Origin of the sequence: Pedobacter sp. MC2016-14 (genome assembly GCF_020991475.1) — a bacterium.
In the GTDB taxonomy this organism is placed as follows: domain Bacteria; phylum Bacteroidota; class Bacteroidia; order Sphingobacteriales; family Sphingobacteriaceae; genus Pedobacter.
Genome location: NZ_JAJMPA010000001.1, coordinates 1,362,018 through 1,379,707, shown reverse-complemented (window position 1 = coordinate 1,379,707; position 17,690 = coordinate 1,362,018). Strand labels below are relative to the sequence as shown.

The 17,690-nt window shown below is 39.6% G+C and carries 15 protein-coding genes; 10 read left to right on the top strand and 5 right to left on the bottom strand.

What is annotated here, in order from left to right; all coding sequences use genetic code 11:
- Positions 1–58: 58 nt before the first annotated feature.
- Genes LPB86_RS05755 through gldN form a run of 4 tightly spaced genes read left to right on the top strand, consistent with a single transcriptional unit; the run spans position 59 to position 4,872 of the window.
- On the top strand, positions 59–1,423 hold the full coding sequence (locus LPB86_RS05755; protein WP_230641761.1) for an SUMF1/EgtB/PvdO family nonheme iron enzyme: 1,365 nt from the start codon (positions 59–61) through the stop codon (positions 1,421–1,423).
- 39 nt (positions 1,424–1,462) lie between these two features.
- A complete protein-coding gene (gene gldL / locus LPB86_RS05750) occupies positions 1,463–2,266 on the top strand; it encodes a gliding motility protein GldL (RefSeq protein ID WP_230641760.1) in 804 nt (267 codons plus the stop codon).
- Positions 2,267–2,305: 39 nt separating this feature from the next.
- On the top strand, positions 2,306–3,847 hold the full coding sequence (gene gldM / locus LPB86_RS05745; protein WP_230641758.1) for a gliding motility protein GldM: 1,542 nt from the start codon (positions 2,306–2,308) through the stop codon (positions 3,845–3,847).
- Positions 3,848–3,891: 44 nt separating this feature from the next.
- On the top strand, positions 3,892–4,872 hold the full coding sequence (gene gldN / locus LPB86_RS05740) for a gliding motility protein GldN (RefSeq protein ID WP_230641756.1): 981 nt from the start codon (positions 3,892–3,894) through the stop codon (positions 4,870–4,872).
- Between the two features lie 51 nt (positions 4,873–4,923).
- Here the strand turns inward: gldN and LPB86_RS05735 are convergent, their stop codons facing one another.
- Both LPB86_RS05735 and LPB86_RS05730 read right to left on the bottom strand, forming a co-directional pair.
- On the bottom strand, positions 4,924–5,802 hold the full coding sequence (locus LPB86_RS05735) for a carbohydrate kinase (protein WP_230641754.1): 879 nt from the start codon (positions 5,800–5,802) through the stop codon (positions 4,924–4,926).
- Between the two features lie 33 nt (positions 5,803–5,835).
- Positions 5,836–6,717: a cupin-like domain-containing protein gene (locus LPB86_RS05730; protein WP_230641752.1), complete on the bottom strand. Its 882-nt coding sequence runs from the start codon at positions 6,715–6,717 to the stop codon at positions 5,836–5,838.
- Between the two features lie 135 nt (positions 6,718–6,852).
- Here LPB86_RS05730 and LPB86_RS05725 point away from each other — a divergent pair, with 135 nt between their 5' ends.
- The 3 genes from LPB86_RS05725 to LPB86_RS05715 are packed head-to-tail and all read left to right on the top strand — an operon-like array spanning position 6,853 to position 10,721.
- A complete protein-coding gene (locus LPB86_RS05725) occupies positions 6,853–7,950 on the top strand; it encodes a VWA domain-containing protein (protein WP_230641750.1) in 1,098 nt (365 codons plus the stop codon).
- A gap of 11 nt (positions 7,951–7,961) precedes the next feature.
- On the top strand, positions 7,962–9,464 hold the full coding sequence (locus LPB86_RS05720) for a sigma 54-interacting transcriptional regulator (RefSeq protein WP_230641748.1): 1,503 nt from the start codon (positions 7,962–7,964) through the stop codon (positions 9,462–9,464).
- Positions 9,465–9,467: 3 nt separating this feature from the next.
- Positions 9,468–10,721, top strand: coding sequence for a metallophosphoesterase (locus tag LPB86_RS05715; RefSeq protein WP_230641747.1), 1,254 nt, complete (start codon positions 9,468–9,470; stop codon positions 10,719–10,721).
- On the opposite strand, the gene LPB86_RS05710 is transcribed toward LPB86_RS05715, so the two are convergent.
- From LPB86_RS05710 to LPB86_RS05700, 3 genes are read right to left on the bottom strand one after another with little or no spacing between them, the layout of a single operon-like run.
- Complete coding sequence (locus tag LPB86_RS05710) at positions 10,718–11,404, bottom strand: response regulator transcription factor (RefSeq protein WP_230641745.1); 687 nt, start codon at positions 11,402–11,404, stop codon at positions 10,718–10,720. The genes LPB86_RS05715 and LPB86_RS05710 overlap by 4 nt on opposite strands.
- Positions 11,405–11,408: 4 nt before the next feature.
- The gene (locus LPB86_RS05705) at positions 11,409–13,079 is read right to left on the bottom strand and encodes a sensor histidine kinase KdpD (protein WP_230641743.1); all 1,671 of its coding nucleotides are present in this window, start codon (positions 13,077–13,079) and stop codon (positions 11,409–11,411) included.
- Positions 13,080–13,086: 7 nt separating this feature from the next.
- Positions 13,087–15,006, bottom strand: coding sequence for a prolyl oligopeptidase family serine peptidase (locus tag LPB86_RS05700; protein ID WP_230641741.1), 1,920 nt, complete (start codon positions 15,004–15,006; stop codon positions 13,087–13,089).
- 153 nt (positions 15,007–15,159) lie between these two features.
- Here LPB86_RS05700 and LPB86_RS05695 point away from each other — a divergent pair, with 153 nt between their 5' ends.
- Genes LPB86_RS05695 through rfbC form a run of 3 tightly spaced genes read left to right on the top strand, consistent with a single transcriptional unit; the run spans position 15,160 to position 17,647 of the window.
- Positions 15,160–16,767: a hypothetical protein gene (locus LPB86_RS05695; protein WP_230641739.1), complete on the top strand. Its 1,608-nt coding sequence runs from the start codon at positions 15,160–15,162 to the stop codon at positions 16,765–16,767.
- Between the two features lie 15 nt (positions 16,768–16,782).
- Positions 16,783–17,085, top strand: coding sequence for a DUF4286 family protein (locus LPB86_RS05690; protein ID WP_230641737.1), 303 nt, complete (start codon positions 16,783–16,785; stop codon positions 17,083–17,085).
- Positions 17,086–17,092: 7 nt separating this feature from the next.
- Positions 17,093–17,647, top strand: a complete 555-nt coding sequence (gene rfbC, locus LPB86_RS05685; protein ID WP_230641735.1) for a dTDP-4-dehydrorhamnose 3,5-epimerase — start codon at positions 17,093–17,095, stop codon at positions 17,645–17,647.
- The last annotated feature ends 43 nt before the right edge of the window (positions 17,648–17,690 follow it).

Sequence of the window (17,690 nt, the reverse complement as noted above, 5' to 3'; positions counted from 1 at the left end):
TATTGTGATAAATTAATTGTTTTTATCGATCTTATTTGATAAAATTGTCTCAATAGATATGAGAAGAATATACTTATTTGGTTTTGTCATTTTAACAGCACTGTTTTCCAGTTGTGGGAAAGGCGGGCAGGGAGAATTGGTTGGCGTATACAGTAAGAAATTTAAAAGCAACCGAATACCTTTAGGCATGGTTTATATTCCACCAGGCCGTACCCTTATCGGTATGTCTGATGAGGATATTGAAAATGGCCAGAGTGCTCCTTCTGCAATGAAGTCTTTTACTTCATTTTACATGGATCAAACAGAAATTTCAAATGCCGAGTACCGTCAATTTGTACAATGGGTGAAAGATTCTATCGCTGTAACCATGCTTGGCCCAACCGGGGCGCCTGGTTTATATACAAAAGCCCCTACTACCGCAGGTGGAGCAACTTTAACTTCCAACAGAAATATAGACTGGCGCAAAGTGGGCAACGGCTCTGTACTTTGGAGCAATAAAAAAGGTGGATATGCTGCTAAACTGGCCGATATGTATTACACCGGCGATGATGCATTACCAGGAAGGAAAGAAATAGATGTAAGGAAGCTTAGATACTCCTATAGCATTGTAAGTCTTGACCTGGCAGCTGCTGGCAGAAAAGACCCCACTAAAAACCGCAAGGATTTTATTGAAAGCTATGTAGATTCTCCAGACCCAACTAAACCGAACGAATTTCCTTCTGTAAGTGTATACCCGGATACCATGGTCTGGAAAGTAGATTATTCTTATTCGCAAAACGACCCTATGGTTAAAACTTATTTTAACCACCCTTCTTATGATAATTATCCCGTTGTTGGCGTAAGCTGGGATCAGGCAAAGGCTTTTTGTGTATGGCGTACCCGTTTTTACGAGTCTGTAGCAGCTTCCAGAAAATTACCAATAAATTCTAGACCAGAATACGATTTACCAACAGAAGCACAGTTTGAATATGCTGCCAGAGGCGGAAACGTAAAAACAAAATATCCTTGGGGCGGTCCTTACGTACGTAACACAAAGGGTTGTATGCAGGCCAACTTTAAAGTAGGCAGAGGTAATTATTCTGACGATGGCGGTTTATATACGGTTAACGTACGTTCTTATTTCCCGAACGACTATGGATTATACAATATGGCAGGTAACGTAGCTGAATGGACTGTTACCGCTTACAACCAGTCAGCAGCCCCCCTATTGCTTGACTTTAATCCTAACTTTACTTATGTTGCCAAAACCTCAGACAGCAAATACCTGAAGCGTAAAGTAGTAAGAGGTGGCTCTTGGAAAGACATTGGCTTTTTCCTTCAAAATTCTGTTGGTACTTATGAATACCAGGATCAATCCAGATCTTACATCGGTTTCCGATGCGTATCTGCTTACCCGGGCACAGACATCAACTACAGAAACTAATAAAATTAACAACCTTACCCTTAAACATCTTTGAATATCATGGCAGCTAAAAAAAAAATTGACTCTTTACACTTAGCCATATCTCTTGGCGCAAGTATTGTAATCTTGGGCGCATTATTTAAAATCCTACACCTTGGTGGTATTTGGGGTAACTATATGATCGGAGCCGGATTGGGCGTAGAAGCGTTTTTATTCGCTTTGACAGGCTTTTTCCCACCTGCACCAGATCCAGCCTGGGAACGTGTATACCCAGAATTAAGAGAAGATTTTGATGGTGAATTACCTAAAGCTTCTGCAAGACCTGTAGTTGCAGCTGCATCCTCAACCGGATCTCTTGATAAAATGTTAACAGACGCTAAAATTGGTCCTGAACTTATTGAAAGCCTTGGTAGCGGACTTCGTACTTTTAGCGATAAAGTGGCTGCTATTTCTGAAGTTGCAGATGTATCTACTGCAACATCAGAATTTACAGGTAAAATAAAGACTGCCTCTACAAGTTTTGACAACCTGAACGTAGCATTTGGAAAAGCTACTGCACAGCTGGCTGAAATGGGAAATACCAATATTGATTCTGAAGCTTACCATACCCAGGTTACTGCTTTGGCTAGAAATCTATCGGCATTAAACGCAGTATATGAATTGGAATTACAGGATTCAAGTGCGCACCTTAAATCAATGAATAAATTTTACCAGAACTTATCTTTAACCATGAACAACTTTAATGAATCTATGGAAGATTCTAAACAGTTTAAGGAAGAGGTAGGCAAACTGGCTAAAAACTTATCTTCATTAAATGCTATTTATGGCAATATGTTATCAGCCATGAATCAGCCACGTGTATAATTTGTCTAGTATAAATTTATAAATTAACGAACTAGCACAATGGCCGGAGGAAAAGAAACAACTAGGCAGAAGATGATCAATATCATGTATTTGGTATTGCTGGCTATGCTTGCATTAAACGTTTCAGATACCATTTTAAATGCTTTCAAAAATATCAATGATACTTTTGAAACTTCTAAAACAAACGTAAATACAAGTATTGACCAATTATTTTCTGCATTTCAAAATACAAAACTAAAAGAAGAACCTGCAAGGGCACAGCCGATATGGGAAAGTGCCAACAAAGCAAAAAGCTATGCAGATGAGTTAACCACTTATATCGACGGACTTAAAGCAAAGTTTTCTACCGCTGGAAATGGAATTGATCCTGAAACTGGTGATTTGGTAGAGCGTGCCAACCAGGATATTGCTCAGGGCATCATGATCAATCAGAAAGAAGGTGAAAAACTAAAGTCTAAGATCAACGAAACCCGCGAGAAGCTAATTTCGTTACTACCTGCAGAAGATCGTAAATCTGTTACCTTCTCGCTTGAAGCTAAAGACGCAGAAAAATCTTTAGATGGAAAGAAAAAATGGGAGGATATTAACTTTGGTGAAGGCACCCCTTTAACTGCGGCTAATACCATTCTAACCCGGATTCAGGCAGACACTAAGAATGCCGAAGCCGAAATTGTAAAAAAACTTTTCGGGAACATGGATAAGGCGATGGTAAACCTTGATAAATTTGATGCTGTTGCCGTTGCACCTTCATCTTATGTTATTCAAGGTCAGCCATACACTGCACAGGTTTTTTTAACTGCAAGTGATTCCAGGTCTACACCTGAAATATTTGTAGGTGGAAGCCCGTTATCAGTAAAAGACGGAAAAGGTGTTTATACAGGAAGTACTGGAAGCGTAGGCGTGTTTAAATGGAAAGGGATGATCCGCGTTAAGCAGACGGATGGACAGGTTAAAGAATATTCTACCCCTGAGCAATCTTATCAGGTAGCTAAGCCATCTGCAACGGTATCTCCAGACAAAATGAATGTAATTTATGCAGGCATTCCTAACCCATTCTCCGTTTCTGCAGCTGGCTTTCCTTTAGAAAGTGTAAACGCCGGCATCAGTGGTGGTTCTATTAAAAAAGTTGGTAGCGGACAATATTCAGTTGTAGTTGGCGGAGACCAGATAGGCAAAACATTAAACGTAAGCGTATCTGCTAACAGCGCCGGAAAAACATTAAATCTAGGCAGTCAGCAATTCAGGGTAAAAGCCTTGCCTACACCAAAAGCTTTTGTTAAAGGAAAATCTGGCGGTAATATTCCATTGGAAACATTGGAAAGTGCCAGTCAGATGGAAACTGAACTTGAAGATTTTGTATTTGACATTAAGTATAGGGTAATCAGATTCTCCGTAACCTTCATCAATCCGAGGTCAGATGCGGTAACCATTCCCAATACCGGAGGAAGCTTTGGTGCACAGGTTAAAGGTGCGTTAAACTCGCTAAAACCAGGCGCCACTGTAATATTTAAAGACATTGTGGTAGAAGGACCGGATGGAAGGTCCAAGGTTTTGGATGGGATAACGTTTTCAGCAAAATAGGCTGAAGAAAACATTGAGCGCTTAAATAATAAGAATAGAGAGAGATGAAAAAGGTTTTATATACATTGGTTGTGGTACTGCTATGCAGTGCTTCATTTGCTCAGGTTAAAAAGACCACCCGCAAAAGGACGACAGCGCCAGCCAAAGCTGTTCAAAAACAGCCTGCTGCAGCCGTACCTTCAGTTACAGCAGATGCACCATCAAAAGAGATGGCCCTTGATGCTGCAGCTACATCAATAAAAAAACCAAAAATAAAAACTCCTCCAAAAGACGGTTATTCTGTGCGCAAAGATATAGACAGTAATGTGTTGGTTCCTTTAGCAGATGTACGAGAAGAAGATGTGTATTATGCAAAACGCGTTTGGCGTGAAATTGATTTGCGGGACACCATCAATTCCGTTTTGAATGCTGAAAATTCAAAGCTGATTCAGGTACTAATTGACGCAATTAGAAACGAAGAGCTCACAGTTTATTCTCCTAAAGATACCGTTCAGGGAAGGCTACTGGAAGACAACGATTCCTTCCGCATTGCTTATACTAAAGATCAGGCACTGCAAAGTGCCCAAGGCACTACGGAAGGGGCACCTGATGCTGATGGCAAAATTGCGGCACCGACACTTAGAAGATTCAGGCCAGATGAATTTATGAAATATAGAATCAAGGAAGACTGGATTTTGGATATCAAACGCTCTATTTTTGAGCCCAGAATAGTTGGAATTGCGCCTATGAAAATGGTTGAAGGTAACTGGCAACCTGTATTTTGGGTATATTTTGAGGATGCAAGAGAATTACTAAATAAGTTCCGTATTGTTAATCCTGGCAATGATGCTTCTACACTAACTTTCGATGATTTTTTCATCAGACGTTTGTTTGCCAGCAATGTGATCAAAGAGACCAACCCTTCAAATAAAACAATTGTTGAAATTTTAGGCCAAACAGACCCAAAGGATCCTAGAAAGCTTTTTGAATCTGAAAAGATCAAAAAATCAATCTCTGACTACGAACAAAGTTTGTGGGAATATTAAGAAGAATGTAAAAAAGAAAAGGCCTGGAGAGATTCAGGCCTTTTCTTTTTTTTAATGGTATAAGGTATAAACGCTATTGTCATACTCAGGGTTAGCGCCCTGCTGCGACGCAACAAAGGCACCAACAGTACAAGCTCTATCTAGGCTAGCTTCAACAGTATATCCTTTTAATATGCTGCTAATGTAGGTGGCAAGGAAAGAATCTCCGGCACCAACAGTATCTCCGACCTGAACTTTATATCCCTCATGCCTAAAAATTTGACCCTCTTGCCATACCATAGCACCTTTATCACCGAGCGTTATGCAAATGGTTTCAATAGCAAATATGGTACTAAGTTCAAGACAGGCCTGTTTTAAATCAGTTGCATTAAGCGCAAGCTCTGCACAAAGATAAGCCAGCTCATCCTCATTAATTTTTAGTACATCTGCCGCTGCCAGCAGCAACCTCAAAGTCCCTATTTCATAAAAAGGGGGTCTAAGGTTAATATCAAAAACTTTAAACTTAGCATGCTTAAGTAATTCAAGAATGGTGGTTCTGCTCTCTTCATTCCTGCAGGTTAAGCTACAATAAACAAAAGCATCTGCACTTTTCACCTCCAATATTGCCTGCTCTGCAAGCGCTATTGCATCCCATGCCACGGGCGCTACAATGGTATAAGTTGCCTGATTCTGATCATCCAGATGGACCTCTACCGTACTGGTGGGTAATGTTGGATGAGTTTGGATTAATCTTAGACTATGCTGCTGGCTTTCAAGAAAACCAAGTAGTTCCTTTCCGTAGGCGTCATCCCCTACTGCGCTGATAAATTCAGTGTCAACACCTTGCTTATGCAAATGAAGAGATACGTTCATTGAAGATCCACCAGGCTTTTTCTCACCTTTAAAAACATCCCACAACATCTCTCCAACGGCTACAACTTTATATTTCATGCTGCAAAATACACCTATTTTAACAAAGGAAGATTAAAAAGGAAGATTTCTTGACAGTGCCTTATTGGCATTTTTATAGGCAAGCTTTTCTTTCCAGCTCATATATGCTTCCCTAAAATTACCTTTCATAAAATCATCAAATTTGCGCTGCAATGTAAGGTTGTACAAACTTTTTGCTTTTACAGCCCAGGACTTATCCCAGGCACGCAGGCTAATGGAGAAAGAGCCATCAAGGTATTTCATCCAGTGCCAATATCCTGTAGGCATAAAAAGTGTATCACCGTGCTCCAAAAAAACCTCCGTACCCTTCACACCTGCCAGTCCGGGGAAACGATCAAAATCCGGTTGCTCCACATCATAATCTTCCAGCGCATAGGTTGCAAAGGGAATTTGATATAACCTTTCCTTCCATTTATTCTCAAACAAAATAACATGCTTACGTCCATTAAAATGCGTATGAAAAATGTGCGCAAGATCAATGTCGTAATGTAAAAATGTAACAGAACCCTTACCTCCAAAAAACATGTTAGGATAGCTATCCAAAAAGCCTCCCATTAGGTTTTTAGGCGCTATATAATCATCAAGTAACTTAGGTGCATGCTTAATCGGATCAAACAAAAAGATCCTCAAATCTGTGGGTGTTTCCTTAATCAGGTCTATATAATCTCCAAACTTCATTTCTGCCGCAGAAGCATTAATAGGCTTAGATGGATCTGCTTTAGAACTATCATATAAAGGTACGGCTTGATCGCCTATTACCTCCTTCATATAATCTAAGGTCCATTTCTTATAAGCAGGCCAATTTTTAGCCATATTCTTGATCACTAGCGGCTTCCTGGCGTTTAAATAATACTTTTCAAAGTCAGCTTTAGAAATATCATCTACAACGGTTATTGGAGAAAGATCAAACTTCATGTTAATATAAGGTTAAGACTATACAAACTTAAAAAAAGAGGTAAGGTTTGGAAATAGTTGATTGAAAAATTAGCCTTTACTGACAATACTACAGGCCCAAACTTTTAGCTTTGATTATTCGTTAATACTATTTCTATGAGAGGTTTCCAATTTTCTAACTTTTTGCCCGATGATAAGCCAATTGGTGGGTTTGATGACCTGCTTAAGCTTTTCATGCAATTGCTAAACTATACTGCAGGCGATGCAGGCGAAGCACTGAACTGGATGACGCAGCTTGACAAACAGCATCACCTCACAACGAATGAATATGGCATGGGAGATTTCATCAATGACCTTAAAGAAAAAGGATACATTAAGGAAGACCCACGGGATGGAAGTACCAGCATTACTTCAAAGACCGAACAGACCATCCGAAAATCTGCTCTGGAAGAAATTTTTGGCCAGTTAAAAAAAGCAGGCAAGGGAAACCACAACAGTAATAAGTCTGGTATTGGCGAGGAGAAAAATGCAGACCGCAGGGAATATTCTTTTGGTGACAGTCTGGATCAAATAGACATGACGGCCTCTATACAAAATGCGCAGGTAAATCATGGCATTGGAAATTTCACCTTAACCGAGCGTGACCTGGAAGTTGAAGAAAAGGATTATAAAACCCTTACTTCTACCGTACTCATGATAGATATTTCCCATTCTATGATTCTTTACGGAGAGGATCGTATTACCCCCGCTAAAAAGGTAGCCATGGCGCTGGCAGAACTGATTAAAACACGTTATCCAAAAGACACACTGGATATTGTTGTTTTTGGAAACGATGCCTGGACCATAACGGTAAAAGACCTTCCCTATTTACAGGTTGGCCCTTACCATACCAATACACTGGCCGGATTGGAACTGGCTACTGATCTTTTACGTCGCCGTAAAACCCATAACAAGCAAATTTTTATGATTACCGATGGTAAACCTACCTGTTTAAAAGAAAACGGCAGGTATTACAAAAACAGTATTGGATTAGACCGCAAAGTAATTTCCAAAACACTGAATATGGCTGGTCAATGTAAAAGGTTAAAAATCCCGATTACTACATTTATGATTGCTAAAGACCCTTACCTGCAGCAATTTGTAAGGGATTTTACAGAAGTAAATGGTGGCCGTGCTTTTTACAGTTCACTTACCGGCTTAGGTGAATACATTTTTGAAGATTATATTAAAAACAGAAGAAAAACAGTTCGTTAAGCGAAGAAAACATGGATTACAACTCAATAAAAACGCTCGGCGAATTAAAAGCCGCAAATTATACCTCATTATCTGTTAAGGACGAACTTCGAAAAAACCTCATTAAACAACTTCAAAATAAAGAAGAGGGTTTTGAAGGTATTCTTGGTTACGATGAAACTGTGATCCCCGAACTGCAAACCGCTATCCTATCCCGCCACAATGTATTGTTGCTGGGATTGAGGGGACAGGCAAAAACAAGAATTGCAAGGTTAATGGTAAACCTGCTTGATGAATACATCCCTTATGTTACTGGTAGTGAAATTTTTGATGATCCTTTGAATCCTATTTCCTGGTACGCACAGCATGAGATTATGATTCATGCAGATCAAACGCCGATTAGCTGGCAACACCGCTCAGAAAGGTACACTGAAAAACTGGCTACTCCCGATGTAACAGTTGCCGATTTAATTGGAGATGTAGATCCCATTAAAGCGGCTACATTGAAGCTTACTTACAACGATGAGCGTGTGATCCACTTTGGACTTATACCTAGGGCACACCGCAGCATTTTTGTGATTAATGAGTTACCAGATTTACAAGCAAGGATCCAGGTGGCATTATTTAATATGCTACAGGAAAAAGACATCCAGATCAGAGGCTTTAAACTACGTCTGCCTTTGGACATCCAGTTTGTATTTACTGCAAATCCGGAAGATTATACCAATAGAGGGTCTATTGTTACACCTTTAAAGGACCGCATAGAAAGCCAGATCCTGACCCACTATCCTAAAACCATTGCCATTTCCCGGAAAATCACTTTTCAGGAAGCAAAAATTACAGAGGATCAAAAAGCGAATATTGAGGTGGATGGTCTACTAAAAGATCTGGTAGAACAGGTAGCATTTGAAGCTCGTCAAAGCGAATTTATAGATCAAAAATCGGGTGTTTCTGCAAGGCTTACCATTTCGGCTTATGAAAATCTGGTAAGTACAGCTGAGCGCCGTATGCTGATTAGTAAAGAGAAAACTACCTTTGTGAGACTTTCTGACCTGGTTGGGATAATTCCTGCCGTTACCGGCAAAATAGAGCTGGTTTACGAAGGCGAGCTGGAAGGCCCTGCAAAGGTAGCCAACAAGTTGATGGGCAAAGCCATCAAAAGCCTTTTCCCAAGATATTTTCCAGACCCGGAGCTGGCCAGAAAAAACAAAAAATCTAATCCATATGCTACAATTACCAATTGGTTTGCAGACGCAAATGTGATTGATTTGTCTGATGCACTCAGCGCTGATGCATACAAAGAACAATTGATGCAGGTAGAAGGACTTTATGACCTTGTAAAAAAATTCCATCCTAAGCTAAGTGAAAATCAAACTTTACTAATGATGGAGCTTATTCTACACGGGCTTGCTGAATATTCACAGTTGAGCAAAAATTACATCACCGGAGGTTTTGGATTCTCCGATATGTTCAGCAGCTTGTTTAGTGAAGAAGATAATCTGGATGATGAAGATGACGATATAAATTTCAGATAAACGATGGGCAGACTTCCAATTTTACTTACCATCGGCATCCTGTTGCTGGTACTGGATTACTATTGCTACAAAGCCATCCTTTCTGTGTTTAAAAAATGGACGGCAAAAGGCAAAAAAACATTTGCTATACTCTGGTGGGGCTATACCGCAGCTTTGCTGCTTGGCGTATTTGCTGGCATTTATTTAAACCTGTTTCTATCTCTAAGGGCTGTCATTTTAGTGGCTTTCTTTTTAAGCACAATTTGCAAAATAGTATTACTACCCTTCTTATTAATTGATGATCTGCGACGCGGCCTATTGCTCCTTTACAGGAAAAAATCAGATCAACCCAAAGAAGATAAAACAAGCAGCCAAAACGTAACGCCAATTAGCCGTTCTGAGTTCCTGGTAAAAGCAGGATTGGTTACGGCAGCAATTCCTTTAACTTCCTTAACTTGGGGCATTGTTTCTGGTGCCTATGATTATAAAGTGATACGCAAAACACTTGTACTCCCCAATTTGCCAAAGGCTTTTGACGGTATCACTATGGGCCAGATTTCTGACGTTCACTCTGGAAGTTTCTACAATAAAAAGGCAGTTAATGGAGGTATTGATTTGTTGCTTGCAGAGAAACCTGATTTTATTTTCTTTACCGGGGATCTTGTAAATGACATGGCGACAGAGATGCGGGACTATCAGGATATCTTTTCACGTGTAAAGGCTCCTTTGGGTGTTTATTCTTCTCTTGGCAACCACGATTATGGTGACTATCATTTCGGTAAAGAGTCCTCTCCCGCAAAAGTTAAGAACCTTCAGGACGTAATTAAAACCCACAAACTGATGGGCTGGGACCTACTAATGAATACCCACCGCCGCTTAAAAGTAGATGGAGAAGAAATCGGAATTCTTGGGATAGAAAACTGGGGTATGGGCCGTTTTCCTAAATACGGCAAAATGGAGCTTGCCGTACAAAACACAGATGATTTGCCTGTAAAACTTTTGCTCTCCCACGATCCTTCTCACTGGAGGGGAGAAGTACTGCAAAAGTATCCACAAATAGACGCCATGTTCAGCGGTCATACACATGGTATGCAGTTTGGTGTGCGCACAAAAGATTACCAATGGAGCCCTATAGAATATATCTATAAAGAATGGGCAGGATTATACCAAGAGAACAATCAGCAGCTTTACGTAAATGTAGGCTACGGATTTTTAGGATACCCCGGCAGGGTGGGTATTCTGCCGGAGATCACATTATTTACTTTAAAAAGGGCTTAGATGTTAAACCGATAACCAATACCCCTTACTGTTTGTAACAGTTGGGGGTTATCTGGATTAGATTCTATCTTTTTACGCAGCCGTACAATATGCATATCCAGTGTACGCGTATTTACGTCCGCATTATAGCCCCAAACTTCCATCATCAAATCTTCCCTGTTAATTACCTTACCTGGATTACGCAGAAAATACAACAGAATCCTGTTTTCTAAAATGGTAAGTTCTATTTTTTTACCGTCATTAAAAAGGGAATGGATATTTGGATGATGCTCCATATCTCCAAAACGATGAATCTCAGATCGGTCGGCATTCATTAAAAACTTCACTTTACTTTCCAGCAAGGCCACCAGCACATCCATGTTAAAAGGCTTGGTTACATAATCAGAAACACCAAAATTATACGCATCAATCTTATCAATATCTTGTGCCTTTGCAGTCATCATGATAATCAGGTTCTCAAAACCTTCCTTACGCACCTCATCACACACGGCATCGCCCTGTTTACCTGGCAGCATCCAGTCCAGCAATACAATATCAGGCTTTCCTGCCAGGATGGACTGCACAGCCGTTTCTCCATCTCCTACCTCAGTAACATCATACCCTTCGGCCTTTAAACGATGAACCACTAAAAACCGTAAATTCTCGTCGTCTTCAACTATTAATATTTTAATTCCTTTAGCCATATGCTTAATCATTAAATGGTAATACTATTTTAAATTCCGTCCCTTTATCCAGCCGGCTTTTCACTGAAATTTCGCCGCCCATAAAATTAACAAGTTCCTTACAAAAAGCAAGCCCAAGACCCACGCTTCCATTTTGGTTATACCGGTTTTGTATCCTGTAGAACTTCTTAAAGATATGATTAATTTCAGGAGAGGGGATACCGATACCCTGATCGGCGAACCTAAAAACCATAACTTTGCCTTTTATTAAACGAGCAGAAATATGCAGTTTTTTCCTTTGAGGAGGAGAATATTTGTACGCATTCTCTGCAAGGTTATCAAAAAGACTCCCCAATAAAACAGGATCAGACGTAAACCTACTCAATCCCGAAATCTCATAGGTAATTTCAAAATCAGGATGTTTTAGCTGATGAGAAGCTATTGTTCCCTCAATAAACTCCTCTATATTCACCTCCTCATGGTTTAGTTGTATAGCCCGGTTTTCAATTTGGGTAAAAGCCAGCAGCTTATTCATGAGGCCGTTTAACTTATCCGCTTCCTCATCCAAAATTTTACCATACAATTTCAGTTCTTTATCAGATAGTGCTGTAGAACTTTTAATGTTATTTCCGGCAATCTTAATCACGCTTACAGGAGTTTTAAATTCATGTGTAAGGTTATTCACAAAATCATACTGCAGCTTAAACATCTTGTGGTTGATGTTAAGGTTACGGTAAATTAAAAAAGCAACCAGCATCAGCATACCATAAAAAAACAGCAGCACAAAGGCAATTGGTAAAAAGTAATTTAGGATCTCTTTATTTAAAAACGACCTGGCAGAACTGAAATACAATTTATAATCCGAGAAAGCTCCCGGCAAAGTGATCTCTGTAGTAAAGTAATCTGATGATATATTCAGCGGATCGTATGTTAAAGGCTCTATCCGGATAGTTTGATAGAGGTGTGGCTGCAAATTCAAGATCCTGATTTTATACGGATCAAGATAAAAAGACAACATATCCTGCTGATAAACCGGCGAAGTACTTAACTTCCTTCTAAGCATTTGCTTATAAACTTTTAAATCCTGCATCTGCGGGATATTGAGGTAAGTGATCTTATTAGACCTAACGATACTGAAATTGCTAAAAAGCTCTTCGGCCGAAGGCGTACGCGTAGTATCCAGGCTTTCTATGTAAGAAATCAATTTGATCCCCTGCGCATTAAAATCGTCACCACGTCTAAACTTGCGCGTATCATCCCTTGAAAACAATTTCACAGAATCCATTGGAACAAAACTTCCAAACTGGTAGATGTACTTGGGACCGAATGAAAAATGGCCGGTATTTAGTCCATCTATAACAGCTGTATTGGTAACTTCGGCATCATAAAAAATAACTTTAGATACAAAGGGATATTTAAGCAGCACAGTATCTACAAATCTTGCCGTAGTGGCCGAATCCAGGTAGCCAGTATAATAAGAAATTTCGGGTAGTTTATTTTGAAAAAACTCTGTGTAAGGCTTTATACTTGCCTCCAGGATTTTAACCTTTTCAGAAGAAAACTGATTTTCAATAAACTTTTTGCTAAAGTTGTAGGCTAAAAACAAAGACAAGATGAACAACACCGAGATCATCACATTAAAGGTCATGATCAGGAAAAAATTCTTACGGTAGCCGCTCTTTTTGTCTGAGGTCATGAGAAGCTTATTTTTTAGCAAGGTTTACGCTCAGAAACTGCTCTAGTGCCAGATAAAGTTTTTCCCGCCCCTCTTCGCTATGCTGCGAGGTCATATTATCCTTTTCCAGATAGGTAACGTTTACATTTCTCTTTTTCAATTCTTTTACAAACTGGATAACCTCGCCAGAATTGATCCTTTGATCTTTGGCATTTTGCGCAATAAACAAAGGAACGTTAAACTTATCTGCATGAAAAATCGGAGAAACCGTCCTCATATGCTCCATCTCCGTATCAGGATTTCCAATAATTTCGTAAACCATTTGAAGATTGGACTTAAAAAATGGAGGTACGGTTTTCAAATAACTAAACAAATTAATGATGCCGGAATTGGATGCAGCACAAGAATAAATTCCCGGACTAGAGTAAGCCGCATTTAAAGCGATATAACCTCCAAAACCATTTCCATATATTGCTATGCGTTTAGGGTTGGCAATTTTAGTACTGATCAGCCATTTTACGCCATCATTCATATCTTCTCTGATTTTGCCTCCCCATTCCTTAAAACCAGCCGCCATAAATGCCTTACCATATCCAGAAGAACCCCGATAGTTGACTTGGAAAACCGCATAACCCCTGTTGGCCAAAAACTGTACCTCCGCATTGTAGGTCCAGCCATTTCTGCCCTCAGGCTTGTTGTGAGGCAAAACCACAACGGGTAAATTTTCAGGGTCCTGATTCAGTGGAAGTGTTAAATACCCATGAATATCTAAACCATCCTGCGCCTTAAAAGTAACAGGTTTCATGGCACACATTTCCTCCTTTTTAATTGCCGGATTAAAATCACTCAGCTTTTTAAGCCGACCAGTATTGGCCACATACAAGTAGTAAGATCCCGGACTGCGGTCAGTAAATGTCCTGATGATAAAAATATTCTCTGCCCTATCCATATCCGTTATTTTGTACTCCGTACCGGGCAACAATTTATCCAGCTTATGATAAAAAGCTTTTACAGAAGGGTCGAGGTAATACTTCTCCTTTTTCCAATTTTCGCACTCCACATGGGTCATACGTGCTTTACTCTTTGAATACTGAGCATCCACCACATTCAGTGTATCATTACTAAACAATACTTTATCTTCCTTCCCGCTTTTGCAATCCAGCTGTACTAGCGCATTTTTGTCGCGGTTAATGTTTGAAATTGCATAAATATGGTCAGGCTTATCCTTTGCAAATACCAGTGGCACAAAAGAATTTTTAAAATTCTTCGTCAAGATTGGTTTAAACGGCATGTATTCGCTATCCCTGTACAGTAAAATCTCGTTTACACCATCACTGGAAATTGCCAATCGCAATTTACCTTCTGCATCTGTTATCCAGTTGGTAATATTACCAGGATTACGGGCTGCCATCTCCATTTTTCCATTGCGTACATTCATCCGATAAATATCGAATACAGTAGAGTCTCTTTTATTACTCGAAACCAACAGATACTTACCCTCTAATATCTGATCTTTCAACACTTTCATCTTAATATTTTCGCTCCTGGCATGGTGCTGATCTGGCTCTTCGCAACCATTTAACTTACGTTCCAGGCTACCTTCTTTATTCACAATAAAAATATCAGATTGCTTACGCGTGCCTGCTTTATCTTTATAATAAATGAGCTCATCATCACTTACCCAAAAATAACTGCTGATGTTAGTTCCATTGTTAATGGTAATCTGGGTAGACTTTCCTGTAGCCATATCATCTACAAATAAATTCTGCTCTTTACCTTTCACTTTAAGGTAGGCAAGACTTTTACCATTGGGAGATATAGAATAATAAGCCTTTTCTGGCAACCTGAAAAAGTCATTTACAGGGATGAGCCTAACCTTCTGTTTTTGCGTGCAAGCAAAAGACAGGCAGATTAGCATCAACAGGTAAAATATTTTTCTTTGGTTCATTCAGTTTTTTCTTTCTTAACAAAAGTACAAAACACCCTTTTGCAAAAGACAAAATACACCAATATTGTTACGCCAGTACACTAACATTGTTACGCATCAAAGTTTTTGAATAAGGGGTGCTACACGCTATTTGCGGAGAATGTATATTTGTATATGGCAAGATTCATCCTCCTTATATTATTCCTATCGGTAAATGTAAACCTTTGCGCGCAAAGCAACACTGCCGATATTGATAAGGTTGTATTACTTCGCCGCGCAGGAAAAGAGCCTGATGCAAAAAAAGCCACTGCTGTCTTTCTAAACAACCTGCCTAAAGACGAATTTCAAATTCGTGAACTTGCAGGCTACTGTTTCCAGTCACAATCTGTAGATCTTGCTATTTCTATATTTTTAGAGGGCCGCAAAATATTGCAAAACAACCAGGCCTTTGCCTATGAACTGTTACGGATTTACCAGCTCAAAAAAGATAAAAACATGCTGGCAGAAGAGTTCATAAATGCGCTGGAAACCATGCCTGAAATGCTGATAGAAACACCAACCATCCTTGGCAGCACCTTTGAGACCAAGACCGACTACCAGATTCTTGAACCTGCGCTTTTAAAAAAGATTAAGAAAAAACCTAATGATGAAACCTACTACAAGCTGCTCATTTGGAATTACCTGCAACAGCAAAATTACGAATCGGCACTCACACAGCTTATAGCACAAGATAAAAGAATACATGGAGAGGGCGCCCCGCTGTATAATGCCATTTCTTCTTTTGTAGCAGGGCAGGCTTATGCCACAGCCACAAAAGCCTACCAGTATTTACTAAGTAAAGGAAAAGAAAACGAGTATTATCTTAACGCAAAAGTAGAGCTGATTAACCTACGTTTTAAGCAATTAGAAAGCAGTACTTCCAATGCAGCGATAAGGGATCTGGCTACCCAATATGAATCCATCTTCAACGAATATGGCAAAAACCTGCAAACCCTTTTTGCCATAAAAAAATGGGCTTACTTACAGGGTTGGTATCTAAATAACGCAGGGCTGGCACAAAAAGCTATTGAAGAAGCCTTGTTAATTCCAGGCATATCTGGCTCAGAAAACGCATCCCTAAAACTTGATCTTGGAGATATTTATATCTTAAATGAGCAGCCATGGGAAGCCTTTCTTGTATATGAACAGGTAGCTACCAAACACGAGACTGAACCTATTGGCAGCGAAGCACGCTTTAAAGCAACAAAACTATCTTTTTACCAGGGAAATTTCGTCTACTCAAAATCGCAGGCCGATGTATTGAAAGCTTCAACATCACAGCTTATTGCCAATGATGCCTTAAACTTGAGTCTGCTAATCTCGGATAACCTACAGACTGCTACAGATAGTCTGGCCTTAAAAATGTATGCCAGTGCAGAATTACTGGTCTTTGAGCGTAAAACAGCGCAAGCTATAATTAAGTTAGACAGCATTTCTACCGCTTATCCGGGCAATAGTTTGCTGGATGATATATTAATGCTCAAATCCAAAATCTACATCAATGCTTCAGAATTCCGAAAAGCAGAACTACTACTTAAAGAGCTAATCGCTAACCAGTCTAACAGCATATGGGTAGACGATGCCATATTTACTCTGGCTGGCTTGTATGAACAGAAACTGAATAACCCCGAAGAGGCTAAAGCTTTATATCAAAAGCTCATTAACGACTTTCCGGGAAGCATGTTTACCGCCGAAGCACGTAAGCTTTTTAGAAAACTTCGTGGAGATAATATTGGCACATAATCCTATCTTTGCAGCATGTTATTATACAACGTAACCCTTATTGTGGAGGATGCAGTAGCAGAATCCTGGCTAACCTGGATGAAAGAAGAACACATCCCAAAAGTAATGGATACTGGAAAATTCGTATCTAACCGACTGCTTAAAGTGGTAGATTCTCCAAATGAAGGCGTAACCTTTTGCGCGCAGTATATCGCAGAAAACATGGCAGAATATCAGGAATACCAGGATAAGTACGCTCCTGCCCTGCAACATGAGCTTAACGAAAAATTTAAGGAGAAGCTTGTTGCCTTTCGTACCCTTATGGAATATGTAGATTAATTTTAATATGAACCTGATAACCACTCCAATTGCCGATTTATTAATTGTAGAACCAAAAGTATGGAAAGATACGCGCGGTTATTTTTACGAAAGTTACAGTGCCCGTGCTTTTAGTGCAGCAGGTATAGATATTAATTTTGTACAAGATAACCAGTCCTTTTCTCAGCGTGGTACACTAAGGGGCCTGCACGCACAAGCAAATCCATTTGCACAAGGCAAGCTGGTAAGGGTTATACAAGGTAGCGTACTTGATATTGCAGTAGACATCAGAACAGATTCTGCAACCTATGGACAACATTACAGCATAGAACTTACTGGCGAAAACCACAAGCAACTTTGGATTCCACCAGGCTTTTTACATGGCTTTCTTACCCTGGAGGATAATACCATATTCACTTATAAAGTGAGTAATTATTATGATAAAGATTCAGAAATTGGGGTAATGTGGAATGATGCAGACCTGAACATCAACTGGAGTGCCGATGTATCGTCCGAAAGCTTTTTACTGTCTGATAAGGATTTGGTTTTACCTCTATTTAAAGACTTTAAAAGCCCTTTTTAAACAAATTATAAAATTAAAATATACAAAAAGAGCCGGATTGAAA